This is a genomic window from Diaminobutyricibacter sp. McL0608 (assembly GCF_039613825.1).
Classification (GTDB): Bacteria; Actinomycetota; Actinomycetes; order Actinomycetales; family Microbacteriaceae; genus Diaminobutyricibacter.
In genome coordinates this window covers 576,918-601,826 of record NZ_CP154826.1, presented here as the reverse complement: position 1 = coordinate 601,826, position 24,909 = coordinate 576,918, and the positions used below count along the sequence as shown (strand labels likewise).

Genomic DNA, 24,909 nt, shown 5'->3' with positions numbered 1-24,909 from the left:
CACCCGTTCGACCCAAGACCTTTCGGCGCCCGCTGAGCCCTGCTGCCCTGACCGGTCGCGTTCACCGACACGCCCCCGATCGCCAGACGGGCGGCTCGATTGCGGTGACACTGGCCAGGTGCAGCATCTGCGAATCATCGCCCCCGCCAACCTCGTCGACCAGGTGCTCACGACCCTCCAGGACAACGTGGCGACGACCAACATCGTTCGCATCCCGAAGGCCGCCACCCGACCTGTCGGCGACCTGGTGCTCTGCGATGTCGCCCGCGAAGGGTTGAGCATCCTGCTCGACCAGCTTCAGCAACTCGGGGTGCAGCACGAGGGCTCCATCTCAGTCGACGACATCGGCATCGAGATCTCGGATGCGGCGAAGCGCGCAAGCCGCGCCGCCCCCGGGCACGCCGCTGACGCGGTCGTGTGGCAAGAGATCGAGCAGCGCACTCATGAAGAGACCAGCCTCTCCCCCACCTTCCTGACGTTCATGTCCGTCGCCACCATGATCGCGGCGATCGGTGTGGTCTTCGACGAACCCATCCTCATCGTCGGCGCGATGGTCGTCGGCCCAGACTTCGGCCCGCTTGCTGCGCTCTCAGTGGGCCTCGTGCGGTGGCGACGTCGGATGATCGCTCAATCCGTCCTCGCACTCGCCGTCGGGTTCGCCGTCGCGATCGCGATCACCATCCTGTTCACCTTGCTGCTCACCGCTCTCCACCTGATGTCACCCGCCGACCTGCTGCACTCCCGGCCTCTGACTGATTTCATCTGGAGACCGAACGTGCTCAGCTGGGTGGTCGGTTTCCTCGCTGGCATCGCCGGCTTACTGTCTCTGTCAACCGCGAAGTCGGGCGCACTCATCGGGGTGCTGATCTCGGTGACGACGATTCCGGCCGCCGCGAACGCCGCCGTTGCTCTCGCTTACGGGGCCACCGAGCAGTCCGTGGGTGCGCTCATCCAGTTGGCCATCAACCTCGCCGCGATCACACTCGGCGGGGTGGTGACCCTGATTGTGCAGCGCGTGAGCCAGCGACGGCGCGCAGCACAGGCGATCACCGGGCAGCGGCACGGTACAGTCTGACCGTCTCGTCGGCAAAGCGGCGACCGAGCATAGAAACATCCCACTCGACGCGCCGTTTCGGCGGATCGACCCTCCCGCTGAGGTCTCGGGTCAATCCTCGGCGACCGCCGAGGTCCGGTGGCCATTCATCATGCGAGAGGTGGACCAAGATCCGCGGAACTGCAACGATCTCCGACTAATTGGGAGCCTGCTCGATCTCCTCGTTTCTCGCTCGTTTGTGCGCAAAATGTGCGCAAGTATGGAGGGAGTCCTCGCGGGCACACTGTGCAACTGACGGAGGCCTATGACAGCGGGTCCTGGGTTTTCTGTTTGAGGCGTTCGTAGGGTGTTGCCTGCTTCGACGCGATCAAGGGTCACGAGGGCCCGGGCGTCCACGGCTCCGACAAGGGGCGGGCTGCCAGGATTACACCCCGAGCACCCGCCCCATGGATCGATGACGGTCACGCGCCTACGCGCGCGGCCACATTACTTCGTTGGGCCATCGGCCACCCACTCGAGAACTCCGACCGACCCGGTCCCACTCTGCAGGGCGATGCGCAGTTTGGTCGTGGTCACCGGATCGTAGGTCACCTGGTTGAAGGTGTTGTCTGCGATCGGCGAGACAGCGGCGTTCGGCACATCGACGAAGGCCGTGCCGTCCCAGTACTGCACCGTCCAGGAGGCGGGCAGCCTCACGCCGCCGCCGTCATCGAGGAAGTACAGCGCCGACCCGTTCGTCGTCATCGGCGCATTCCAGTCGAGCTCGACCCACTGCGCACCCCCCTGGGGCCAGTCACCCCAGCGCAGGTTCTGCGAGTCGTTGGAGCTCGGCGGGTAGATCCCGTCGTTGATCGCGGTGACGTTCTCCCATGGCGAGGTGTACGACGCGCTCGGCGTCGCTCCGAGGGCAACGTCAGTCGTTCCGTCAAGAACCGGCAACGGACGCTGCACCGTGACCGCGACCGCCGCGCTCACAGTCCCCGCCGAACTCCACGGACCTGAGTAGGCGACATCGACCTGCAATTGAGCCGCGCCGATCAGGGTTTCAGGCGGCGTCACGGTCCACGTGAGGGTCGTCGACGCCTCCGGGGCCAACCGCACGGTGGGCTTGGCCGCCGAACTCGTCGAGGTCCATCCCGTCGGCAGTTCGAGCGTCGCCGACTCGTTGACCGTGGTCGAGCCCGGGTTCTTGACGGTCGCCGAGACGGTCGTCGGAACCCCGGCCTGCAGCGTCGGCTGGGCGTGCGTCCCGCTCACCGTGCTGTCAGCCGTCACGGAGACGGTCGGCTTGGACGACGCGCCCAGCTGAACGACGACGCTCCGGTGCCCTGGAGTGATCGTCACGGTACCGGTCGAGGCGTTCCACGAACCACCCGACACCTCGCGTACGCCGGCGCTCGTGAAGCTCGGCAGTTGTACGCGGACATCATTGCTCGGGGCGGCACCGGAAATACTCACCGCGACCTGTCGTCCGCCGCCCGACGAGCGGGTGGAGATGTCGACGCCGTAAGTGCGGCGGATTCCGTTGCTGACGTTGTACGAGGACGTGAGGTTGCCGATCGCGACGTGCTGTCCCGATGCGAGCCAGGTGTCTGGCACCCCGCGGCCCACGTAAAGCGCCGTGTGGTAGCTGGCGTTGCCGCCGGTCGTGCTGGTCACTCGACCCTCTGCGGCAATGGCCTGCTGGATTGTCTGTGTCTGGCTCGCCATCGGCCAGGCGTACGGCACAGCACCGAACTGCGGTGCGGCGTGGCTGCCCGCCCACGGGTTCTTGGGGTCAGGCGCCGATCCATTCGCCTCCCACCACGCGTTCGGACCGCCCGTGGTATTGGCGATCTGCCAGGCGTAGCTCGTGAAGGCGAGGTCGCGGTACTGGTTGCCGTAGAGTCCGCCGGCCGCGTAGCCCGTGTTCAGAGCGACCGAATAGCCGGAGTATGCGCCGAACGACGGGTACGGCACGGTCGTTCCGCTCAGCCGACTGAACCCCATCGTATAAAGGTTGTCGGTCTGCGTCGGATCGCCAAGGGCCCCGTTCAGCTCGCCTCCCTGCAGGAAGACGTTCCAGACGTTCTGGCTCCATAGATTGGAGCCGGCCCAGTTGGCATCGTTCTTCGTGTTGCAGCGATCCGCCGTGCTCGGCACGTTGACCTCGCAGGGCAGGTAATTGAAGCCGTTCGCCTCCTCGTTGGCACGCAAGCCGGCGTTTGTCGCCGCGAGCAGACTCGTGTACGCGCTGGCCGCCCAGTTCGCCTCAGCCGCCTCGCCGATCCGGTCGGCGATGAAGCGGTAGGCGGAGAGGCCTGCGAGCGCCGACTCGTCGTCGAACAGCCAGGTGCCGCCCGAGTCGTTGTCGTTCGAGCGCTTCAGGTAGCCCGTGGTGGCGTTGAGCTGTTGCAGATAGTCCGTGTGCATCATCGTGTAGAGGCTCGGCCCCCACTGGCTCGGCGCCGTTGCGTCGTCGTGGAAGTACTCCTTCACGAAGGACACATCATTCGTGCCCTGCAGATAGTCTGCCCAGGTCACCGGCGTCTTCCATGGTCCATCCCAGTACCAGTTGGCGCCCTGCTCATCGAATTTCGGATCCTCCGAGACCCGGGCGGTGAGCAGCAAATTCTGCGCATCGGCGAAGTCCCCCACCGCGAACCGGTTATCCAGGATGCTCGGCACATCGTGGTTCAGTAGCGAGTCGTAGTTGTTCGCGCCCGAGAACTGCGCCTTCCCGACCTCGACCTCACGAGTGTAGATGTACGCCGCCTTGTAGGCGTTCTCGATCGCGGTGCCCGGCTTGCTGAGCCCGGTGTTCGGCAGGGTCACATCCGGAAGCGACAGCACCGGGGCGGACTTCAACCGGCCATTCCAGAAGTCGACCATGTGGCGATATGCGGATCGGTACGACTGCACGTGCGCGAGCTGCGCGGCCGCGGGCAGCGCGGTCGTCGCGCTGAAGGTGTCCACGGCTGCGACGTAGTCGTGGGTGACTGTGCGTCCCGGCGCCACCGAGTCGGGCGCGGACGCGAGGGTCACCAGGTTCGCACCTGTCGCCCCGGGCGGCACGACGATCGGCGTCTTGCCAGGGTTATGTACCGTGACCCGCGTGTAGACGAGCTCGACGGGCGACTTCCCGATCGATTGCTGGTCCGCGAAGTTGGTGATCGAGATGTCGGCGCCGCCACGGCTGAAGGCGGTGGTCATGGCGGGAAGGTATCCTTCGCCCTCTGTCCAAGTGACGCTTCCCGGCGCGGGTTTCTGGCCCGCTGCGAGCCCGAAGTTGTAGACCCCGAACGAGTACATCGCGCCGCAAAAGGTGGTGGAGCCCGCCGTGTAGTGTTCGGGCACGCCGCGCGCGTAGTAGGAACCGGAGAGGTAGGCGAGGGGCGCGTAGTAGTTGCCCTCCCATCCGACCACGGTCTCGTTGGCGTAGCCGTAGCCGAAGGGATCGGATGGCAAGGGTGCGTTGGTTCCGCCGTCCTTGGGCAGCGACGGATCGTTGCACCGGTTGACCGGCAGGGTCGGGAGCGGCTGGTAGGTCACCGGCGTCGGTGAGTGCTTGTCCGGCGGGGCCGCGCTGGCCGGTGCTTGAACCCCGACCAGCGAGAGAGCGACCACAAAGGCCGCAGCGATGGCCGGCACACGCAGGCCAGATTTCGTCAGTTTCATTGTCGAATTACTTCTTCCAGAGCCACATTGCACGGTTTCTGATGCTGACAGCGCGCCTCACTGGAGGCGCATCCCCGAGCGATGGTTCTACGTTCACGCCAATTGTGAACGGTCACATCATCCCCGACTTCAAGCTATTGCCGCCCCGCTTGGGGGTCAATCGCGAAGGGAAGTTTCGTTACCGTTTCGTTACATCCTCCAAATCCAATGAACAGGCCGAACTCGCCCACCGAAAAGGATTTCAAAATTGCGGCTGCGCCCTCCTCGGAGGGCGTCCGCTGCTAGCTGTAGTGCTCAGGGAAAGCGCCACTAGCTGTACTGCCCGGGGACGTTGGTTGATGTGTGACGACTCGCTGTAGTCGTTTCCGGATGTGACGAGGGCCTCCGGGTGAGAGTGGAGCTGCTTAGACAACCACTTCGAACCGGGAGGCCCTCGTGTCCCACGCTAATGCAGCCCTCACCCCAGTCCAACGCGCCCGGATCGCGCGTCTGATCGTTGAGGAAGGGTGGCCGGTCGCGCACGCAGCCACGTTTTTCCATGTGTCGTGGCCGACCGCGAAACGGTGGGCTAACCGGTATGCGGCGATGGGCCGCGACGGGATGGCCGATCGGTCCTCGCGCCCGCACCGGTCCCCGAACCGGACACCGCAACCGATGGTGCGGAAGATCGTGCATTTGCGGTGGAAGCAACGGCTCGGCCCGGTTGGCATCGGCGCGCAGCTCGGGATGCCCGCCTCAACGGTTCACGCGGTGCTCACCCGGTGTCGGCTCAACCGGTTGCACCATGTCGATGTCAGAACCGGCGAGCCGGTCCGTCGTTACGAGCACGAGAAGCCGGGTGCGCTGATCCACGTCGACGTGAAGAAGCTCGGAAACATCCCGGACGGCGGCGGCTGGCGGTTCGTCGGCCGGCAGCAAGGTGACCGCAACCGGGCCGCCACCCCAGGGAAGCCGCGCAACAAACGGTTCCAACCCTTGGTCGGGACCGCGTTCGTGCACACCGTCATCGACGACAACTCCCGGGTCGCCTATGCCGAGATCCACGACGACGAGACCGCAGCCACGGCGATCGGCGTCCTCCGTCGGGCCGTGTCCTGGTTCGCGGCCCGCGGCGTCACCGTCGAACGGGTGCTCTCCGACAACGGGTCCGCCTACAAGTCGCACGCCTGGCGAGACGCCTGCGCCGACCTCGGCATCAAGGTCAAGAAAACCCGACCCTACCGCCCGCAGACGAACGGGAAAATCGAGCGCTTCCACCGCACCCTCGCCGACGGCTGGGCGTTCAGCCGCCACTACCACTCGGAATCAGCCCGCAGGGCAGCCCTCCCAGCCTGGCTGCACAACTACAATCACCACAGGCCCCACACCGCCATCGGCAAGGTCCCACCGATCACCCGGTTAACCAACCTGCCTGGGCAGTACAACTAGCCCTTGATCGGGCATGCGTTCGTTCGCACCCTGATCGTGGACCACTCCCCGTCGCCTATGCCGAGACCGCCGTCACCGCCATCCGCGTCTTGCGCCGGGCAGTGTCGTGGTTCGCCGATCGTGGTGTCCGGGCTGAACGAGTGCTCTCTGACAACGGCTCCGCTTACAAGTCCCGCCGCTGGGAGCGCAACTCGATTGTGCGCGACTCAAAATCGCTGTTGATCAGGTGTCATACATTTGCGGAGGGCGTGGGATTCGAACTTTATCCGTGCCCCGGGCATCATGCGGAAGTCTAGGGAGATCCGCGTAGTTGCGCCGATCTCCGGGTCAGCAGGAGCCTTCTCGATCTCCTTGGATCTCGCTCGGTTGTGCGCAAATGTGCGCGCATATGACGAGACATGTGGTCCGAGTCCGCACCACTTGCATTCGGCGCGCTGACGGACTCGCTTCGGTCGACTGCCTCTGGCCGGGCGCATGGCAGATTTCGACTCAACCGTGACGATCTGCAAATAATCAGCGCTTTCGACCGAGCGTGCTTTCCCGAGCGATAAGAACAGGCGGGAGCGTGACGGTTCTGTGTCTGTGGGAGTTGCCGGTGCGAATCTCCTCGATGAGTAGCTTGGTGGATTCCAATCCCATGTCATAGCCGCGTAGTCCGACCGTGCTAAGCGGAATCGATCCTCCGAGCGCGGCCGCGTTGTCATCGCAACCCATGACTGCGACGTCCCAAGGAACCGAGATCCGCTGTCCCGACAATTCATCGATCATGCCCGCTGCCAACAGGTCGGTAACGGCGATCACGGCGTCTGGTCGGTTGCTAACTGCACGAGCTGCGAGGTGTTTCGCGATTCGGTTCCCGCTCTCACGGTTGAGATCGGTAGTGGAGATCTCTTCAAGGGTGACACCACGTTCTTCTGCCACGGCTCGTCGTACACCGTGCCGCCGCAAATGCACGGGCTGCAAGTCGTCGTGCCCTCCCACGAAGGCGATCCGCGTGCGTCCCGTCTCGATCTGGTGTCGCGCGGCGAGATACCCGACCTGCTCATTGTCGACGAGGACTGTGCAGATGTCCTTCTCATCGGAGGTGTAGTTCATGACGACCACCGGACGCCCATGTCGGCGGACGCGTTCGATGCTCGCTCGCGAGTCTTGCATCGGCGTGAGCAGGATGCCGTCGACTCGGGCACCTTCGAAGAACTCGAGGTTCTTGTTCTGAAGTTCGAAATGGTTGTCGGCGTTAGCGAGGAGCAAGTTCATGTTCGCCTCTGAAGCTGCCTTCTGGGCGCCACGCGCGATGTCGACGAACAGGGTGTTACTGATGTCGATGAGCGACAGCCCGATGGCGCTGGACGAGCCTTGGGCCAGGTTGCGCGCGTTGGCATTACGGACGAAGCCCAGTTTGTCGATTGCCACGGTCACCCGCTGAAAGGTTTGCGGTGAGACCTTTGCCGGGTTATTCAAGACGTTGGACACGGTGCCGACCGACACTTCGGCGAGTCGCGCAACATCCACGATTCCGGGGACCCTTCCGCTGGCAGCCATTGCTACGACTCCGTATTCGTCAGGTACCCGAGTTGCCGAACGCCCAGCTCGGCAGCTCGATCGCCTGCAGCGCAAGCCGGTCGCGGATGGAGGTGAAGTCAGTCAAAGTCCTGGGCCTTTCGTGTCATGCCTTCGTGGTGCATGTTGACGAGCCGGCGAACCGGCCGCCCTGAAGATAGAAGGTCGTGGGTTTTGAACGCGGTGCGCTTACCGCGGAATCCGCACGCGCTCATCCGCGGCACCAACCGCGTCATCCTCAGAGTCGAGCGTCACCCGCGGCGCGATGATCGCGACGCCTTGCGACTCGAGCGTCATCCCCCGGGCGTCCCCACCGGTCAGAAGGTCGGTGCCGTCCTGCGCCAGCATCACGGCGGTGGGACCATGGTTGATCACGAAAAGCGCCTCCCCGCGCTGCACCGTCTCCACGAACCCGAGCTCGTCACCGACCACAGGGGTGCGGACCTGGAGTCCACTCTCGGCTATGAGGTGCGCGACCAGCCTCGCCGTGTCCTCGCGGCCCAGCCGGGTCGCCAGGTACCACGCTGTACCCGCTCCATGCGACCTGCGTGTGAGGGCGGGCCAGCCGGTCAGGTGCCCGCCTTCAAAGACGGCGCGTACAGCGGCATCGCGGACGTGGACGGTCTCACTCCACTCGATGCCGGTCGCCGTCTCTGGTCCGAAGACGTCGCCGCGTACCTGCACGGTGGGCACGACGGTCGACTCCGGTGTCACCGGAATCGCGCCCGGCCGCGCCCATGCGCCGCCGAGCGGCCAGAACTCTTCGATCCACACGCCGAGCGTCGACTGCAGGTCACCGAGGTAGCCGCCGAGCCGAACCCGAAGGTTCTCGTCGACGATGCCGGTCTGACTGGTGACGAGCACGGTCGACCCGGCACGTGCGGCGGCATCGATGGCTGCGGCCTGGGCATCGGTCATCACGAACAAGCTGGGCACGATGACGATCGGATACCCGCTCAGGTCTTCGTCGCCGCGGGAGAGATCCACCGTCAGTCCAGCCTCGGTGAGGGCGGCATGCCAGTGCGCGGCAAGAGCGAGGTAGCTCGAGGCCGCAGGAAGACCGGCCTGCTCGATCGCCCAGCGGCTGTCCCAGTCGAAGACGACAACGGCCTGCGCCTGCGTCCTCGCGCCCAGCACCGACCCGAGCGTCGCAAGCTCGGCGCCGAGCTGCACGACCTCCCGCCAGATGCGCGTGTCCGTTCCCGCATGCGGCAACATAGCGGAGTGGAACTTCTCCGCACCGGCCGCCGACTGCCGCCACTGGAAGAACAGGATGCCGTCAGCGCCGCGCGCGAGCGCCTGGTACGAGAGGGCACGCATCTGCCCCGGCGCCTTGGGCACGTTGACAGGCCGCATGTTGACCGCACTGGTGGACTGTTCCATCAGAAGCCATGGCTTGCCCCTGCCGAGCGAGCGCATGAGGTCGCGCGCCATAGCCGAGCCGCGCGCCGCATCGGGATCAGCGGGGTCCGGATACAGGTCGTCTGACACGACGTCCACGTGCGGGGCCCAGGTCCAGTAGTCGACGTTCCGGAAGGTCCCCATGAAATTCGTGGTGACGGGGATATTCGGAGTCAACTCGCGGAGGATCGCCTTCTCCTCGAGGAAGCACGCCAGCAACTCGTCCGAACTGAAGCGGTCGAAGTCGAGGGACTGCGTCGGGTTCGGGAAGGCGGGCGTCGCGCGCGGCGGCAGGATCTGCTCGAACGACCCGTAGGACTGTGACCAGAAGGTTGTTCCCCATGCCACGTTGAGCGCGTCGATCGTCTCGTACTTGGCTTCGAGCCAGCGGCGGAAGGCCGACGCCGACTCCTCGCAGTAGCACCGAGACACATGGCAGCCATACTCATTGTTGATGTGCCACATGACTACAGCGGGATGCGATCCGTACCGTTCAGCCAGTTTCCGGGCGAGCCGCCCGGCGGCGCGGCGGTAGGCCGGCGAACTCGGGCAGTACCCCTGGCGCGAGCCCGGAGAGAGCCGGACGCCGTCCGCCGTCACAGGCAGCGATTCGGGGTACTGGTGCGAAAGCCAGGGGGGAGGTGCCGCCGTCGCCGTGGCCAGGTCCACCTTCACGCCGCTCTCGTGCAGCAGGTTCAGCACATTGTCGAGCCAACCGAACTCGTAGCGGCCCTCCTCGGGTTCAAGCAGGGACCACGCGAACACACCTACGGTGACGAGGTTGACCCCTGCACGGCGCATCAGGTCGACGTCCTCGTCCCACACCGCCTCAGGCCACTGCTCGGGGTTGTAGTCGCCACCGAACCAGGGGCTGTCGATGAAAACGGGACGCATCTGTACGAGTTCCTTCTTGTGGGGGTGGCTACTTGATCGCGCCGGCACTGATGCCGTCGACGATCTGGCGCTGGGCGAAGAGGTAGAAGACGATGACCGGGACGATGGAGATCAACGTCGCGGCCAGGAGGATCTGCGGTTGCGGGGTCTCCGCGGAGACGAAGCTCGTCAGCCCTCGCTGCACAGGCATCAGGGAGTTGTCGTTGAAGATCACGAGGGCCATGAGGTACTCGTTCCAGACAGCGAACGCCTGAATCACAGCAACGGCAGCAAGCCCCGGCTTGGCGAGCGGCAACATGATCCTAAAGAAGATCCCCAAGGCAGAGGCGCCGTCGAGTGCCGCCGCTTCCTCCAGGTCTTTCGGCTGGGAGGCGAAGAAGCTGCGCATGATCAGCGTCGAGATCGGGATCCCTGTGGTGATCAGGATGAGGATGTAGCCCTGGCGGGTGTTGGCAAGGTCGAGAGCCAGCAGCACCTTGTACTGGGCGAGGAACATCGCGGGTGCCGGAATGATCATCACGGCGAGGATCAGGGCAGTGAACACGCCCTTTCCCTTGAAGTCGAGGCGCGCCAATGCGTACCCGGCGAGGCTCGACACCAGCAGGATGCCCGCCACCGCACACAGCGTGTAGATGATGCTGTTCGTCATGTACACGCCCAGGTTGCCCTTGACCCACGCCGTTGAGAAGTTCTGCCATTGCGGCACGGCAGGGAGTATCGCGTCGCCCTTCAGGATTTCCGGCAGGCTCTGCATCGAGCCGGAGACCATCCAGAGGATGGGGAACAGCGCGCTGAGCGCCGCGGCGACCAGCAGGGCGTAGAGCGCCACCCGTCCGGGGCGCAACGGTCGACGGCGCGTGCGCGCCTGGGCTTTCGCCGTCTTCTCGCGGAGCCCGACGTATTCGCGTGAGTTCGTTGTCGTCGTCATGGTCGTCTTCCTTGTTCCCTCAGGCGTTCGCGCGGCGGCGTGAGAAGCCAAGCTGGAACAGCGACAGAAGGATGAGGGCGCCGCCGAAGATTACTGACATGGCAGCGGCTGCGCCGTAATTGTTGTAGGTGAAGGCCTGCGTGAAGATCTGGAGGGTGGGCACCATCGTGGTGTACCCAGGGCCCCCGTTGGTGAGCACCTGCACGGTTCCGAAGATCTGCAGCGCCGCCAGCAGGGTGAGGAGGCTGACCACCGTTGTCACCGGCGCGAGCTGCGGCCAGGTGATGTAGCGGAACTTCGCCCAGCCGCGGGCGCCGTCCAGCTCGGCCGCCTCGTAGAGGTACTGAGGGATGTCCTGAAGGCCGGCGAGGAACAAGATGAATCCGAATCCCCAGTGCAGCCAGAGGAACACACCGATGACGGCGAGCATCGCGACGTTGGGGTCGTTCAGCCAGTCATGCCGGAGGAATCCGAGTCCGACCCAGCCGAGGATCTTGTTCACGATGCCCGAGCGCGGGTCGAGCATGGCCGAGAAGACCATGCCCACGACGACCACCGACAGGACGCTCGGCAGGTAGTAGACGGTGCGGAAGAAGGTGCGGCCCTTGCGGACGGCGTTGACGGCGAGCGCCATGATGATGGCGACGCCGTTGCCGACGACGAAGCCGACCACGCCGAAGATGAGGACGTTCTTCATCGAGGCCCAGAACGGCGCGCTCTTGAAAGCGGCCTGGTAGTTGAGCAGCCCGACCCAGGGGGTGTCCGGACTGACGCCGTCCCACGACTGGAAACTGAGCACGATCGACTCGACGAACGGCACGAGGGTGAAGACGGCGATCAGGGCGATCGCGGGCACCAGGAACAGGTAGCCGGTGACCGACTTCCGGCCTCCGACTCGGCGCCGCCTGCGCGGCGCTCCGAGGGAGCGCCGCGCAGGCATGGTGCTGACGGTGTTGGTCACTGGCTGGCATCCTGCGCACTCTGGACGTCGGCGAGCAGATCCTTGACGGTCATCTGGCCGAGCACCAGGCTCTGCACGTCCCGGTTGATCGCGTCGGTGACCTGAGCGCTGAATGTGTTGGGGATAACCTGCTTGGTGCCCTCGGCGAAGCCGGTGAGCGTGTCGGGCAGCTTCGCGCCCTTCAGCAGCGACGGGCTGGTCGGGATGATGTACGCCTCCTTGGCGAACACCTCCTGCTGCGCCGGATCGGTGAGCCACTTCACGAAGGCAAGCGAAGCCTGGACGTGCTGGCCGCGCGGGTTGATGACGGCGCCCTTTCCGGGCACGCCCGGAGAGCGGGGCGTGTATTTGGCGTCCGATCCCTTCGGCAGCGACAGCGAGAAGAACGAGGTGTAGTCCGGAGCAGTCTTATGGGCGACGGAGACGCCTGGTGAGGCGTCAAAGATTGTGCCGACGCTGTGCTTCGTGAAGAAGTTCGTCTCGACGGTGGGGTTGTCGTTCGCTCCGCCGGGGATGGCGTTGCCCTGGATGGCGCCCGCCTTCTTGAGGTCGGCGATCACCTGGAAGGCCTTCGCCCAGCCGGCGGACGTCCACTTGTAGTCGCCGGCGAAGGTGTCGTTGATCTGCTTGTCCGTCAGCCAGTTCGAGGCGAGATACTGCACGAACTGGGGCGTGAGGGATGCGGCGACAGAAAACCCGCCGTTCGGGTTCTTGTTGCTGGCCGCCAGCTGCTTGATCAGGTCAACGACGGTCTTGGGGGCCTTGGTCGCGTCGATGCCCGAGTTCGCTGAGTCGGAGATGAGCCCGTAAGCCTGGTTCTCCCAGTGGACGGTGTATGTGCCGGGCTTCACGCCGAGGTTGTTGCCCTTGGCGAAGGTGGCGAGTTTGAGCACCTCGGGGGTGAAGTTCTTGCTCCATCCGTCCTTCAGCTCCTTGGTCAGGTCAAGTGCCCAGCCGGCCTTGTAGAAGGGAGCCATCGAGACCGGGTTGAACGACGAGTAGATGTCCGGCATCTGCTTCGACTGCGCATCCGCCTGAAGCTTCGGCAGGTAATCCACCGGGCCCGGCGTGTCGACAGTGACCGTGACACCGGTCTCCTCGCCGTACTTCTTGGCGAGCTCGTTCAGCACGACCTCTTGGCCGCGGGACTGGTTGAGGAACGTCAGGTGGACGTCCTTCTCGGCCGTTGCGGAGGGGGTGCTGGTGGGGCTGCTGGCGCTGCAGCCGGTCAGCAGCAGAGCCGCTGCGACAGTCGCACTGGCCGCAAGCGTGGCGCTCCGAGCGAATTTGAATCGTTTCAGATTGCGTAGAAACATGTGTCCTCACCTTTGAAAGACGCCGGGGCGGTCTGCCTCGGCCGGGAATGTGATCTGATGAGCCAACTCTGAGTCTCTTATAGAGTTCGCATGAGGATGCTAACCAGCCCGGAGTGCCAATGTCAATTCCTAGTCACTCATAGTTTTAGGAATTTCTGGGTTAGGGTTTCGTCATGACGAATACGTTGGGCGTTCGTGGGCCGCGCGGCAGCTACGCGAAGACGAGGGAGCGTCGGCGGGCCATTGCGGAGGCGGCTCTCGAACTCGTTCTCGAGAAGGGACACCGCTCCTTGATCACCGCCGATGTCGCCCAGCGTGCCGGCTTGAGTGAGCCCGGCGTGCTCTACCACTATCCGACCAAAGACGACCTGCTGCTCGCCGCGCTCCGGCTCTCCGACGAGTTCGAGTGGTCGACGATGCCCCTCGGCGAGTCGGTGCGGCGCGCTCCCGCCCGCGCTGCCGAGAGCCTGCGGCGGATCAACGTGGTGCGGCTTCACACGGCGATGTTCGGAGAGTCCAGCGACCCGTCGCATCCCGCGCACGAGTACTTCAAGGAGCGCTGGCGCGCGGGTGACGAGCGGATGGTCGAAAGCATCCGACGGCTGCAGGCCGCCGGGCTCATCGACAGCACGATCGAGCCGCACCGGGCTTCCCGATGGATCCACACGGCGTGGGAAGGGCTCCAGCTCCAGTGGCTCGCGGAGCAGGACTTCGACATCGCGGCCGAGCTGGAATCGCTGATCGAGCGTGTCCTCGGTGTCACGATGGAGGAGATCGACCGCGCCGCTCAGAGCGGCGACTGACGAGCTAGAGAGTCTCCCCCGCGTCAGCGAGCAGCGTACTGCCGGTCATGATCAGCGACATGTCGCTCGCCGCGAAGAGCACCACGCGGGCGATGTCGTCCGGCGTGCCGAGGCGGCCGATCAGGCTCTGGGTCATGACGTCGAGTGGAGGCAGTTCGATGCCGGCCGCGGCCGCCTGTTCGGCCGCCGCCTTTCCCGCGGCGACGTTGCCCTCCGTCGGGACAAAGCTTGGGGCGACGCCCAGCACGCGCACACCCAGCGGCGCGAGGTCCACGGCCAGCGCCTTCGTGAGCCCCCGAGCGGCGTGCTTCGAGCTGACGTAGGCCGCCATCCCGGGGAAAGCGACCTGGAAGCCTGCCGTCGAGATGACGTTGACGATGACACCACCCGAGCCGTCTGCGGCCATGCGGCGAGCCGCCTCCCGAGAGCCGAGGAAGACTCCCCGGGCGTTGACGGCGAAGACGCTGTCCCACATCTCGTCCGGCATCTCGAGCACTGGTGCGTTGGGGAAGAGGCCGGCGTTGTTGACCCAGATGTCCAGTCCACCGAGCTCGGCGACGGCGAGCTCTGCCGCAGCGATCACGGAGGCGGTGTCGGAGACGTCGGCTCGGGTCCCGATGGCGGTGATCCCGTAGCGGGCGGCCAGGTCCGCCGCCGCAGCCCGGGCCCGCTCCTCCTCGAGGTCCACGATCAGTACGTCGGCGCCCGCCTCCGCCAGACGTGCGGCGATCGCCTTACCCAGCCCCTGCGCACCTCCTGTCACGACCGCCCGCCGCCCTGTGAGCGAGACGAGTTCGGCGATTGAAGAGCCGGAAACATCGGCGAAGGGATACGGCATCGGAACCTCCTGAGGCTGGGATCAAGTATTGGCAGGCTATGCCAAAACCGTCGACCGGACAAATGGGTTAGCGTCGGAGCATGGCGGCAAGCGGTGACAAGGGAGGGCGGCCTCCCATCGCGGACGAGGATGACCTGCGCACACGCGCCATCGCCGTCCTCCAACGGGACGGCTATCGAGGCGTCACAATGTCGCAGATCGCCGCGGAGACCGGTGTAAGCGTTCGGACGCTTCACCGGTACTTCCCGACCAAGGCCGACATCGTGTGGGGCGGGATCGAGGGATCGCTGGATGCCCTCCGCCAGGGTCTCGCGCGCGCCGACGAGACGCTGCCGCCCATGGATGCGATCGCCGCCGTCGTCGCCTCCGTCTTCGACCAGGACGCCGATGAGGTCGCGGTCGGACGCGCACGGATCCGCCTCATCGCCACCGAACCGGACCTCGAGAGCACACGCCCGGAGACATACCGGCAATGGCGGGAAGAGTCCATCGGGTACATCGCCCGCCGGCTCGCACTCCCCCCAGACGATGTCGTGCCCCAGGCAGCAGGGGCGGCCGTACAGACCGCGATCATGGCCGGCCTCTCCTGGTGGGCTGTCCAGGACGATCCTGAGCTCTCCCCGGTAGAGGCGGTCGCCCGCGCCCTCCGCGGCCTGGGAGATGCTACTCGGCCAGATCCTCGATCCGCATGACTCGATCGCCGTAACGGGCGAAGCCGTGGCTCTGCGGCGACCCGTCCTCCGCCTGCCCGAAGCGCAGCCGCGTACCGTCACCGAGGCCGGACCAGGATGCGCGCAGCCGCATCTCCCCGTAGACGTCGCCGACGAGCTCGAGGTCCGCCTCGTAGACGGCACCACCCATCATGGAACCGGTGGAGCGCTCGACGCCGTTGTAGACGTTGCGGCCGTCGTCGCTGTAGTCGACGTACCGGGACGTCGCCGACCAAGTGCCCCGGCCGTCCGACGAGCGGTCGAACTCGAGATACCCGGAATGCTCGCCGGCGATCCGGCCCGAGGGAATGAATTCGGCCGTCCGGCCGAGCATCTCCTCCGCCTCGCGTCCCGAGACCGCGGATGGCGTCGCCGCAGGAGTCGGAGCGACCGGGATGGGCTCGCCCGGGGAGTGCTCTGCCAGTTCGGCGATCCGGATGCGCAGTGTCGGCCCGAGGTCGCCGTCGCTTCCGCGCTGCATCTCCATCCACATGACCTGGCGGCCACCCGGATGCCAGGACATGGGCGACACGTACACCCATGAGTCGTCCGCGCTGTTCAGCGGCACCCCCAGGTAGTCCCGATCGGTTCTCGAACGTTCGATGTCGATCAGCACCGGTCCGATGTTGCCCGGACGGAAGCTGCGGACGCCGTGGACGGCGTACTCGTACAGCACCCACGCCATCGACATGGTGACCAGTGTCGCATGCGGGCGTGGCACAAGCCCGAGGAATGCCGGGTTGGTGCCCCCAGACGCCCGCGAGGTCATCACTATGCCGAGCCGCTCATCGGGAGAGAGGATCGTGGTTTCGTCGTAGCCGGGCGTGCGGGTGATCGGCTCGAGCGCATCCGTGAGGAGGTCCTGGAGGACCGAGTCGGTGAGCGGGGCGCCGCCGTCGCCGACAGCCGAGATGGCGGTGCCGCCTCGGACGAACTGCTTCACCTCCCCACCGAGCATGGGCCGCGCCAAGAAGTACCCCTCGCGGTCGGGGTCGGGCATGAGCGCATCCGTGCTGCTGATGATGACAGGATCGACAATCGTGTATCGGTCGTCGTCGCGCCGTAGGCGTCCGAGCGCCACCACGGCGGTCATGTCGGTGCGCAGGATGGTCCACGCTATCCGTTCGCCATCCGGCGAGACGATGATCTCCGACCAGTGGTGCGACGTCAGCGGGTCCTCGGTCAGGTTCCACGGGTAGTCGACGGGGGCGAGCTCGACGGTCTCCGCCTCATCGAAGCTCGGAGTCGCCTCGAGGACATAGTCTCCGAGCAGCATCCGGCGGTTGTCGGCGAACGGCATGTGCCGGATGCCGTTCGCGGTGGGCCTCTGCGGGATAGATCCGGCGAAGATCTCTCTGAAACGGGCGCCGTCGTCATCGACGACGGCCGCACGCATCCAGTCGGCGGGGTCCTCCTCGGTCCGGAAAAGGAGGAACACCCGTCCGCCCGGCGTGTACGTCGCACTGGGTGCGCAGACGTGCCCGGGGAGGGGCACCGTGGAGATCCGGATGCGCCCGATCGAGGCGTCGACGACCTCCTGCAGGTCGGTGGTCCCGCTCATGCGGCGGCTTCCTTGCCGTGATCGACGGTAGCCCAGTCGCGGATGCGGGCGGCCACGTCGGCGGGATGCACATCGACTGAAAACGCGCTGCCGTTCTCGTCGCTGCCGAGCGGCTCCAACGTCTCCAACTGGGAGTCGAGCAGGTCTGGAGGCATGAAATGGTCGGCCCGGTCATCCATCCGCTCTCGGATCAGCTCTCTCTGACCGGCCAGATGGGCGAACAAGACGAGTGCTCCCGCTTCCTCTGTGATCGCGTCACGGTACAAGCGCCGCAGGGCCGAGCAGGCGACGACGACCCCACGGCCTCCGGCCAGGTGCACCCCGATAGTGTGTCCGACAGCGCGCAGCCATGGACCGCGGTCCTCGTCCGTGAGCGGCCTGCCTCCGGCCATCTTGTCCCGATTGGATTGCGGGTGCAGATCGTCGGCGTCGATGAACGCAACGTCGAGGGCCCGGGCGAGCTCCCGGCCGACGGTCGTCTTGCCGGATCCGGACACCCCCATCACGACGACGGCGGGTGGTGACTTCATGTCGGAGGTCATCTCAGCGTACGCTCTTGACCTTGGTGAAGATGATCAGTCCGCCGACGAGAGCGAACACGGCCCCGATGAGGTAAAGGGCGGTGTAGTTCTTGTCGGCGCCCACTGCTCCGATCGTGATGATCAGTGGTGCGATCAGCGGCGCGATCGCGCTTGGGATCTTCTGGGCAAAGGCGACGACCGCGAGGTAGCGGCCGGCCTCGGCACGGCTGGGCAGAACCGCGAAGACGATTGCCTGGTCGACGACGCTGAAGGCTGCGATCGCAAGCTGCATGATCACCGAGCCGATGATCAAGGGAAGCAGCGAATGCGCGAACGCCTCGACGCAAGCACCGGCGACAAAAAGGAGGGAGCCGATCAGGGTGAAGAGCTTTCGTCGACCCAGCTTGTCGGAGAGGAAGCCGCCGAGCAGTGCGCCACCGGCCGCCGCGACCACCCCGATGATCCCGATCGCCGCAACCACACCGGCGACCTGGATGACGGGGATGTGGAGTCGCTGCGCGTAGAAGAAGGTCCCGAACGTGGTGTTGAAGTACAGTCCCATGAAGAAGATGAAACGGCCGAGCCAGTTCCAGCCGAAGTCCGGGTACTTGCGCGGGTTGAAGACGTACGAGCGCAACAACGTTCTCACTCCGACGCTGTCGTTCCGGACGATCTCGCGCGAGCTCCCTTCCCGCTTGATGAACACGAACGCCAGGATCAGCACCAAGCCGATGACAGCCGGGAGCACGAAGATCATCAGGGTGGAGGACACCACCGCGTATGCGATACCGATACCGAACACCGGCGCGATCTGCGTGGTGACCCCGGTCAGCGCGGAAGCGCGTCCTCGCTGCTCCTCGGGAACCTTGTCGGCGAGCATCGTCTGAATTCCCTGACCGGCCGTCGCCCAGCCCAGCAGACCGACCACCCAACCGACGCCGACGAGAAGGATGTTCGGGGCGACGGCGATGAATGCGACCGCCACCAGGCCGACCAGCGAACCAACCACGATGAACGGGGTTCGTCGGCCGAACGGAGAGCGCAATCGGTCGCTCCACACGCCGAGCAACGGACTGAGTACGAGGTAGATCAGCTGGGCAGTGCCCGTGACGTAACCGAGCACCTCCTCGTGTCCGGGCGCCAACTGAGTGACGCGCACCGCCAGGGAGTACGTCAACGGCACCATCAACGCCAGGCTGGCGCCGAAGTTCGCCACCGTGATCCAGGCCAGGAAGCTGGCGCTGACACGTTTCAGAGGCGGGGCGACGAGGTCCGGCCCGTTCACTTCCTGGTTCTGCGGGCCCGCGGCCGGGCCGGCCGTCGTCGGCAGGACCGTCGTGGCTTCCACTCGCACGGCGCGGGAGGATTTCGTGTCGAGGTTGCTGTACTTGCGCATTGCGTTGACTCCTTCGTCAAGTGAACAGGGTTTGGCTGACCGTTACCAGTCGTGGACGGTGCCGTCGGCGAGCCGGTTGTACGGCAGGTAGGCGCGGACGTAGGGGTACTTGCCTGCCTCGTCGACGTCGAGTTCGACGCCGAGTCCCGGCTTCTCCCCGGGGTGCAGGAAGCCGTCCTGCCAGCTGTATGACTGCTGGAAGACGGCGTCGGTCTTCTCGCCGTGCTGCATGTACTCCTGGATGCCGAAGTTGTGGATGGCGAGTCCGAGGTGCATGGCGGCGGCCATCCCGACCGGCGAGATGTCGGTCGGGCCGTGCATGCCCGACTTGATCTGGTACTGCGAGGCGTAGTCGAGCACCTTTTTGAGGTGTGTGATTCCGCCGGTGTGGGTGACAGCGCTTCGGACATAGTCGATGAGCTGTTCACGGATGATCTGCTGGTAGTCCCAGATGGTGTTGAAGATCTCGCCGATGGCAAGCGGCGTCGTCGTGTGCTGGCGGACGAGTCGGAGCGCTTCCTGGTTCTCAGCCGGAGTGCAGTCTTCGAGCCAGAACAGATCGTACGGCTCGAGCGACTTGCCGAGCTGGGCGGCCTGGATGGGCGTCATCCGGTGATGCCCGTCGTGCAAGAGCGGCAACTCCGGTCCGAACTCGCTGCGGACCGCCTCGAACACGGTCGGGATGTGCCGCAGGTAGGAGCGGGTGTCCCAGTCCTCCTCGTTCGGCAGGCCACCACGCTGTGCGGGCTCGTGGTCGTAGCGGACGCCCTCGTTGGCCTCGTAGGTCGCGTTGGAGGCGATCCCGTAAATTGATTTCAGGCCGGGCACCGCTGACTGGATCCGGATCGCCCGGTACCCCTTCTCCTGGTGCTCGCGCACGCTGTCGAACAGTTCAGGCAGGTCGCGTCCCGACGCGTGGCCGTAGGCGAGGAGGCCGTTGCGGGACGCGCCGCCGAGCAGCTGGTACACCGGCATCCCGGCGGCCTTGCCTTTGATGTCCCACAGCGCCATGTCGACCGCGGCGATGGACGCCATCGTCACCGGCCCGCGTCGCCAGTAGGCGCTGCGGTAGAGGAACTGCCAGGTGTCCTCGATCCTGGAGGCGTCCCGCCCGATGAGCAACGGGACGACGTGCTCGGCGAGATAGGCGACGACGGCCTGTTCCCGGCCGTTGAGCGTGGCGTCGCCGAGCCCGGTCAGACCGTCATCCGTCGTGAGCTTCAGGGTCACGAAGTTCCGGTCGGGGCTGGTGACGATGACCTCGGCTTTGTCGATGCGCATTGAGTGTTCCTTGAAACGGTGGCGGGTTTGGTTCAGGAGGGGCTGCCGGGTTTGCGGCCGTCGAGGCCGCGCCACCTGCTCTGAAGAGAGAACGCGGCGCCCTTGGGCTTGCGGTCGCGGGTGAATACGCCCTTCTTGTTGCCGTCCACGCGATGGATGCCGGGACCGGTCATGAAGTCGGCGAAGTTCCAGATGTGCTCACCGACGAACTCGGGTATGCGGTCGAAGACGCGGTGGTAGGTGGCGAGCAGGTCGGTCTGGTACTCCTCGGTCCACGGCATGTCCCACACCGAGTGCAGTCCGGGCTGAGTGTCGGCGCCGTACTCCGACATCATGATCGGCTTGCCGAAACGCTGTACCCAGCCGCGTAGCTCCTGCTCGAGCACAGTCTCGGCGGTCGCCAGATCGCCGGTGAAGACGTACCAGCCGTAGTAGCGGTTGATCGACAGCACGTCGAAGAAGTCGGCAATCTTGTCGTTCGCCGGTGTCGCGAACATGACGGCGGCGTAGGTGAGCGGGCGCGTGGGGTCGAGGTCGCGGGCGAGGTCCACGAGTGGCTCGAAGTACTCGCGTGCGCCGTCCTCGTTGGAGGCCGGCTCGTTGGCGATGCTCCACATGACGACACTGGGGTGGTTCTTGTCCCGTTCGATCAGTTCACGCAGGTGCTGGGCGTGCACGTTCTTCGTCTCGCCGCCGAAGTTCTCCTCGGCGAAGGTCGGGGTCGGCGGGATGCCCGTGAGGCCACCCTGGACGCCCAGATTGAGGCCGACGGCGGCCGTCTCATCGACCACGACGATGCCATGACGGTCGGCGAAGTCGAGGACCTCCTCCGCATACGGGTAGTGACTGGTGCGGAAACTGTTCGCGCCCGTCCACTCCAGCAGCTGGAAATCGTGCACGAGGTAGGCGTCGTCGTGACCCTTGCCGCGGACCGGAGTATCCTCGTGCTTTCCGAAGCCCGTGAAATAGAACGGCTCTCCGTTGATGAGGAACTGGGTGCCGCGCACCTCGATCGTGCGCACCCCGAACGGAAGCGTGTAGCTGTCCACGAGTTCGCCGCCGCTGGTCAGTTCGGTCACCAGGTCGTAGAGGTAGGCGGAGCCCGGCTTCCAGAGGCGCACGTTGTCGATGCGGATCGAGCCTGATGCGCTGTCGCTCGCCGCGACCTCGGCGCCGGTCTCGTCGAGCACCCGGACGCGGACCGCGATGTCGCCGCCGCCGGTACGAACGCTGTAATCCACGATTCCCGCGGCGTCATCCGTGCCCGTGACGACGGTGATGTCGTCGACGTAGGAGGCGGGGGTGCTGTAGAGCTTCACCGAACGGGCGATGCCCGCGTAGTTGTAGAAGTCGTGGAAATAGGCCTGCTTCTCGCGGCCATCCGGTCCCGAGGTCACGGAGCCCGGCGGGATCGTCACGTTGGTGAGGCGGTTGTCCACGGCGACGGTGAGGCGGAACTCCTCGCCCACGGCCACCATGTCGGTGAGGTCGGCCTCGAAGGGTGTGTAGCCGCCGACGTGTTGGGCCGCCAGAAGGTCGTTCACGTAGACCGTGGCGGCGTGGGTCACTGAGCCGAAGCGCAGGACGATGCGCTCGCCCGCCCAGCCGCGGGGCACGCGCACGTCGCGCTGGTACCAGACCACACCGACGTGGTCGCGGATGGCCGGGTCGACGAAGAGATCGTTGTAGCTCGCTGGAACCGGCGCCTCGAGGAGGGTGTCGAGGCGGCCCGTCCACGGCTCGTCGCCGACGGCGGTGTCGAGCGCGAATCGCCAGAGGCCGTCGAGGCCGACGACATCGCGAGTCGGGGTGGTTCGGGTGCTGAGCATGGTTCTCCTACGGCGGCACTGCGGGTCAGGGACCTAGTACAGCAGGTTTTTTGAATTTCGGCAAGCGATTGCCATAATGGGAGGGCGAACCTCGCAAATTGTGCATATTGGAGGCGATGACGCCGATGACCGAAGCGGTCCCCACTGGATTACGAGTCGATGCTGGCGGTGACCAGTTCCCGGTTTCCGGCCCTCGTCCCCGGCTCTCCTGGCTGCCCCCGCGTGACGCCCCGGGACGATACGAACTGGCCGCGACGGTCGACGACATGCCCCTCGACCCAGCCAGCGCGGACGGCCACCGCCTCAACGCGTGGCCTTGGCGCCGGTTGAACAGCGGCGAGAGCGTCCACTGGCGCGTCCGCGTCCCGGATGGCGAGTGGAGCCAGGAGCACACCTTCGAGGCCGGCCTGTTCGATGCCGACTGGACCGCCGACTGGATCTCCCCGCCGACACCGGTGGGCGCCGCCTTCGGAAAGCGGCCCGGCCACTGCCTCCGCCGCACCTTCACCGCCGATCGCCCGATCCGGCGCGCGCGCCTCTACTCGACCGCGCTCGGCGTCTACGAGGCGTTCGTCAACGGGAACCGGGTCGGTACGGCCGAGCTCTCTCCCGGCTCCACTTCCTACGACAGGACCGTGTACGCCCAGGCGGCGGACGTGGCGCCCTCACTGAACCCGGGTGAGAACACGCTCGAACTCGTCCTCACCGACGGCTGGTATCAGGGCCAGGTGGGCGCGTTCCACGCCCGCGCCGCCTGGACCGACGGAGACGACCTGGCCGCACGCGCCGAGCTGCACCTGCTCTTCGAGGACGGGACGACCGAGATCGTGCGTACCGACGCATCCTGGAGCAGCTGGTCGTCCCCCATCGTCCGCGCGGGACTCATGGACGGGCAGGCAACCGATCTCACCCTGGAGCCCTCCCTCCTGGGGCCCGTGCGGGTCGGCGCCATTGCCGCGCCTCCGGTGCGCTGGTCGCCCGCCCCGCCGGTGCGACGCCTCGAAGAACGCGCGCCCGTCTCACTCACCCTGCTGGACTCGGGCTCCTGGATCGCGGACTTCGGGCAGAACGCCTCGGGATGGACGCGCCTGACCGACCTCGGTCCGCGTGGCTCCCGTACCGTGATCGAGCACGGCGAGCACCTGGATCCGTCAGGCGATCTCGACATGTCGCATCTCGACTCCGAGCGCGAAGGCGACGGACTGGTGGCACTCGACCAACGGGACGAGGTGGTCTCGGATGGCGCCGCTGGGTCGGCGTTCGAGCCGCGGCACGCCGTCCACGGCTTCCAGTACGCACGCATCGAGCGCGGCGACCTGCCGCTGTCAGCCGACGCGATCACCATGCAGGTCGTCAATACCGACCTGACACCCGCCGGGTCCTTCCGGTGCAGCGACGACGACCTCAACAGGCTGTACGAGATCGCGGACTGGAGCTTCCGGGGGAACGCGGTGGACATCCCCACCGACTGCCCGCAGCGCGAACGGGTCGGATGGACCGGCGACTACCAGGTCTTCGCCTCGACCGCCGTGCGCCTCTTCGACGTGCACGGGTTCACGCGCAAGTGGCTGCAGTCGGTCCGAGACGACCAACTCGACGACGGCCGCATCGCGAACTTTTCGCCCGACGGCCGCCAGGTGAAACACCACCCCGAGCTGCAGGTCGCGCAGATGACCGGGTCGGCCGGCTGGGGCGACGCCATCGTCCACGTGCCCTGGGTGCTCTACGAGGCGTACGGGGATCGCGAGGAGCTCGCGGCCAACTGGGATGCGATGACCCGCTGGGTGGAGTGGGCCCTGGAGACCGCACGCACCCGCCGTCACCCCTCCCGCGTGCAGCGTTCCGCCGCGCCGCTCGCGCACGAACAGTACATCTGGGATGGCTCCTTCCACTGGGGCGAGTGGTGCGAACCGAAGGAGCGCGCCACGGACGGCACGCTCATCGACCCGCTGCAGGACAACCCGATGGCCTGGTTCATGGAGGACAAGGGCGAAGTCGGAACCGCCTACCTGTACCGCTCCACCGCGACGCTCGCGCGCATCGCGAAGGTTCTCGGCCGCGAGACCGACGCCACACGATACGCGGGGCTGGCTGAGCGCGTGCGCGACGCCTGGCGCACCGAGTTCCTCACCCCCGACGGCCCCACGGTCAAGGACACCCAGGCGGCGTACGTACGGGCGCTGACGTTCGGCCTCATCCCCGACGACCTGCGATCGGCCGCTGCCAACCGCCTCGTCGAGCTCATCCGGCGGGCAGGCACCCACCTCGGCACCGGATTTCTATCGACCGCCGACCTCCTCCCGATCCTCGCCGAGACCGGGCACGCCGACGTCGCCTACGAGCTACTCTTCCAGCGCACCTCCCCCTCCTGGCTCGGGATGCTGGACCGCGGCGCGACGACGATCTGGGAGGACTGGGACGGCGTGGACGAGGACGGCCGCGCCTTCGCCTCACTGAACCACTACTCGAAGGGCGCCGTGGTGCGATTCCTTCACACGCACCTGCTGGGCCTCGACCAGGCTCCGGACTCGGCCGCATGGGAATCATTCGTCCTGCGGCCGGTGCCCGGCGGGGGCGTGACGTGGGCCGAGGGCTCCTACCTCACGCCGCAGGGCACGATCGAGGCCGCCTGGCGGATCGAAGACGGGATCCTCACCGTGTCCGGCACTGTGCCGCCCGGCACGGAGGGGGCGGTGATCCTGCCGGATGGGACGAGGTCGAATGTCGGCCAGGGGGCGTTCTCGTTCTCATCCGCCGTCTGACGGCGAGAA

Annotated in this window: 17 protein-coding genes and 1 pseudogene; 6 read left to right on the top strand and 12 right to left on the bottom strand. The window is 66.0% G+C overall.

Annotation, left to right across the window (positions count from 1 at the left end; translation table 11 throughout):
- Positions 1-118: 118 nt before the first annotated feature.
- Positions 119-1,075: a DUF389 domain-containing protein gene (locus AAYO93_RS02815; protein ID WP_345763500.1), complete on the top strand. Its 957-nt coding sequence runs from the start codon at positions 119-121 to the stop codon at positions 1,073-1,075.
- A gap of 465 nt (positions 1,076-1,540) precedes the next feature.
- Here AAYO93_RS02815 and AAYO93_RS02810 read toward each other — a convergent pair whose 3' ends face one another.
- Entirely contained in the window at positions 1,541-4,711 is a 3,171-nt protein-coding gene (locus AAYO93_RS02810; protein WP_345763499.1) for a COG1470 family protein, read from the bottom strand.
- 435 nt (positions 4,712-5,146) lie between these two features.
- On the opposite strand from AAYO93_RS02810, the gene AAYO93_RS02805 reads away from it, so the two are divergent.
- A complete protein-coding gene (locus AAYO93_RS02805; protein ID WP_345762193.1) occupies positions 5,147-6,139 on the top strand; it encodes an IS481 family transposase in 993 nt (330 codons plus the stop codon).
- A pseudogene (locus tag AAYO93_RS20165) lies at positions 6,140-6,321 on the top strand (IS481 family transposase); the annotation flags it as partial.
- Between the two features lie 331 nt (positions 6,322-6,652).
- On the opposite strand, the gene AAYO93_RS02795 reads toward AAYO93_RS20165, so the two are convergent.
- From AAYO93_RS02795 to AAYO93_RS02775, 5 genes are all read right to left on the bottom strand, one after another.
- Positions 6,653-7,681 (bottom strand): LacI family DNA-binding transcriptional regulator, encoded by a 1,029-nt coding sequence (locus AAYO93_RS02795; protein WP_345763498.1) that lies wholly within the window; start codon positions 7,679-7,681, stop codon positions 6,653-6,655.
- 207 nt (positions 7,682-7,888) lie between these two features.
- A complete protein-coding gene (locus AAYO93_RS02790) occupies positions 7,889-9,994 on the bottom strand; it encodes a beta-galactosidase (protein WP_345763497.1) in 2,106 nt (701 codons plus the stop codon).
- A gap of 28 nt (positions 9,995-10,022) precedes the next feature.
- Positions 10,023-10,922, bottom strand: coding sequence for a carbohydrate ABC transporter permease (locus AAYO93_RS02785; protein WP_345763496.1), 900 nt, complete (start codon positions 10,920-10,922; stop codon positions 10,023-10,025).
- A gap of 19 nt (positions 10,923-10,941) precedes the next feature.
- A complete protein-coding gene (locus tag AAYO93_RS02780; protein ID WP_345763495.1) occupies positions 10,942-11,883 on the bottom strand; it encodes a carbohydrate ABC transporter permease in 942 nt (313 codons plus the stop codon).
- Positions 11,880-13,199: an extracellular solute-binding protein gene (locus AAYO93_RS02775; RefSeq protein WP_345763494.1), complete on the bottom strand. Its 1,320-nt coding sequence runs from the start codon at positions 13,197-13,199 to the stop codon at positions 11,880-11,882. Before AAYO93_RS02775 ends, AAYO93_RS02780 begins: the two co-directional genes overlap by 4 nt.
- A gap of 173 nt (positions 13,200-13,372) precedes the next feature.
- Between AAYO93_RS02775 and AAYO93_RS02770 the strand changes: the two genes are divergently transcribed.
- Positions 13,373-14,002, top strand: a complete 630-nt coding sequence (locus AAYO93_RS02770; protein WP_345763493.1) for a TetR/AcrR family transcriptional regulator — start codon at positions 13,373-13,375, stop codon at positions 14,000-14,002.
- Between the two features lie 4 nt (positions 14,003-14,006).
- Here AAYO93_RS02770 and AAYO93_RS02765 read toward each other — a convergent pair whose 3' ends face one another.
- Positions 14,007-14,840: an SDR family NAD(P)-dependent oxidoreductase gene (locus tag AAYO93_RS02765; protein ID WP_345763492.1), complete on the bottom strand. Its 834-nt coding sequence runs from the start codon at positions 14,838-14,840 to the stop codon at positions 14,007-14,009.
- An 80-nt stretch (positions 14,841-14,920) separates the two neighbouring features.
- Between AAYO93_RS02765 and AAYO93_RS02760 the strand changes: the two genes are divergently transcribed.
- A complete protein-coding gene (locus tag AAYO93_RS02760) occupies positions 14,921-15,532 on the top strand; it encodes a TetR family transcriptional regulator (RefSeq protein ID WP_345763491.1) in 612 nt (203 codons plus the stop codon).
- Here the strand turns inward: AAYO93_RS02760 and AAYO93_RS02755 are convergent.
- The 5 genes from AAYO93_RS02755 to uidA are packed head-to-tail and all read right to left on the bottom strand — an operon-like array spanning position 15,504 to position 22,138.
- On the bottom strand, positions 15,504-17,111 hold the full coding sequence (locus tag AAYO93_RS02755) for a hypothetical protein (RefSeq protein WP_345763490.1): 1,608 nt from the start codon (positions 17,109-17,111) through the stop codon (positions 15,504-15,506). The genes AAYO93_RS02760 and AAYO93_RS02755 overlap by 29 nt on opposite strands.
- On the bottom strand, positions 17,108-17,641 hold the full coding sequence (locus AAYO93_RS02750) for a gluconokinase (protein WP_345763489.1): 534 nt from the start codon (positions 17,639-17,641) through the stop codon (positions 17,108-17,110). The genes AAYO93_RS02755 and AAYO93_RS02750 overlap by 4 nt, the downstream gene beginning before the upstream one ends.
- A gap of 13 nt (positions 17,642-17,654) precedes the next feature.
- Positions 17,655-19,028 carry an MFS transporter gene (locus AAYO93_RS02745; protein WP_345763488.1) on the bottom strand — a complete coding sequence of 458 codons (1,374 nt, stop codon included), beginning with the start codon at positions 19,026-19,028 and terminating at the stop codon, positions 17,655-17,657.
- A 42-nt stretch (positions 19,029-19,070) separates the two neighbouring features.
- Positions 19,071-20,309, bottom strand: coding sequence for a D-mannonate dehydratase ManD (gene manD, locus AAYO93_RS02740; RefSeq protein WP_345763487.1), 1,239 nt, complete (start codon positions 20,307-20,309; stop codon positions 19,071-19,073).
- Between the two features lie 32 nt (positions 20,310-20,341).
- A complete protein-coding gene (uidA, locus tag AAYO93_RS02735; protein ID WP_345763486.1) occupies positions 20,342-22,138 on the bottom strand; it encodes a beta-glucuronidase in 1,797 nt (598 codons plus the stop codon).
- A 266-nt stretch (positions 22,139-22,404) separates the two neighbouring features.
- Here uidA and AAYO93_RS02730 point away from each other — a divergent pair, with 266 nt between their 5' ends.
- Positions 22,405-24,900, top strand: coding sequence for a family 78 glycoside hydrolase catalytic domain (locus AAYO93_RS02730; RefSeq protein ID WP_345763485.1), 2,496 nt, complete (start codon positions 22,405-22,407; stop codon positions 24,898-24,900).
- Positions 24,901-24,909: the final 9 nt, after the last annotated feature.

Coding starts and splice junctions, on each gene's coding strand:
- AAYO93_RS02810 (WP_345763499.1), bottom strand. CDS start 4,711: ATGAAACTGACGAAATCTGGCCTGCGTGTGCCGGCCATCGCTGCGGCC.
- AAYO93_RS02795 (WP_345763498.1), bottom strand. CDS start 7,681: ATGGCTGCCAGCGGAAGGGTCCCCGGAATCGTGGATGTTGCGCGACTC.
- AAYO93_RS02790 (WP_345763497.1), bottom strand. CDS start 9,994: ATGCGTCCCGTTTTCATCGACAGCCCCTGGTTCGGTGGCGACTACAAC.
- AAYO93_RS02785 (WP_345763496.1), bottom strand. CDS start 10,922: ATGACGACGACAACGAACTCACGCGAATACGTCGGGCTCCGCGAGAAG.
- AAYO93_RS02775 (WP_345763494.1), bottom strand. CDS start 13,199: ATGTTTCTACGCAATCTGAAACGATTCAAATTCGCTCGGAGCGCCACG.
- AAYO93_RS02770 (WP_345763493.1), top strand. CDS start 13,373: ATGACGAATACGTTGGGCGTTCGTGGGCCGCGCGGCAGCTACGCGAAG.
- AAYO93_RS02765 (WP_345763492.1), bottom strand. CDS start 14,840: ATGCCGTATCCCTTCGCCGATGTTTCCGGCTCTTCAATCGCCGAACTC.
- AAYO93_RS02760 (WP_345763491.1), top strand. CDS start 14,921: ATGGCGGCAAGCGGTGACAAGGGAGGGCGGCCTCCCATCGCGGACGAG.
- AAYO93_RS02755 (WP_345763490.1), bottom strand. CDS start 17,111: ATGAGCGGGACCACCGACCTGCAGGAGGTCGTCGACGCCTCGATCGGG.
- AAYO93_RS02750 (WP_345763489.1), bottom strand. CDS start 17,641: ATGAAGTCACCACCCGCCGTCGTCGTGATGGGGGTGTCCGGATCCGGC.
- AAYO93_RS02745 (WP_345763488.1), bottom strand. CDS start 19,028: ATGCGCAAGTACAGCAACCTCGACACGAAATCCTCCCGCGCCGTGCGA.
- manD (WP_345763487.1), bottom strand. CDS start 20,309: ATGCGCATCGACAAAGCCGAGGTCATCGTCACCAGCCCCGACCGGAAC.
- uidA (WP_345763486.1), bottom strand. CDS start 22,138: ATGCTCAGCACCCGAACCACCCCGACTCGCGATGTCGTCGGCCTCGAC.
- AAYO93_RS02730 (WP_345763485.1), top strand. CDS start 22,405: ATGCCCCTCGACCCAGCCAGCGCGGACGGCCACCGCCTCAACGCGTGG.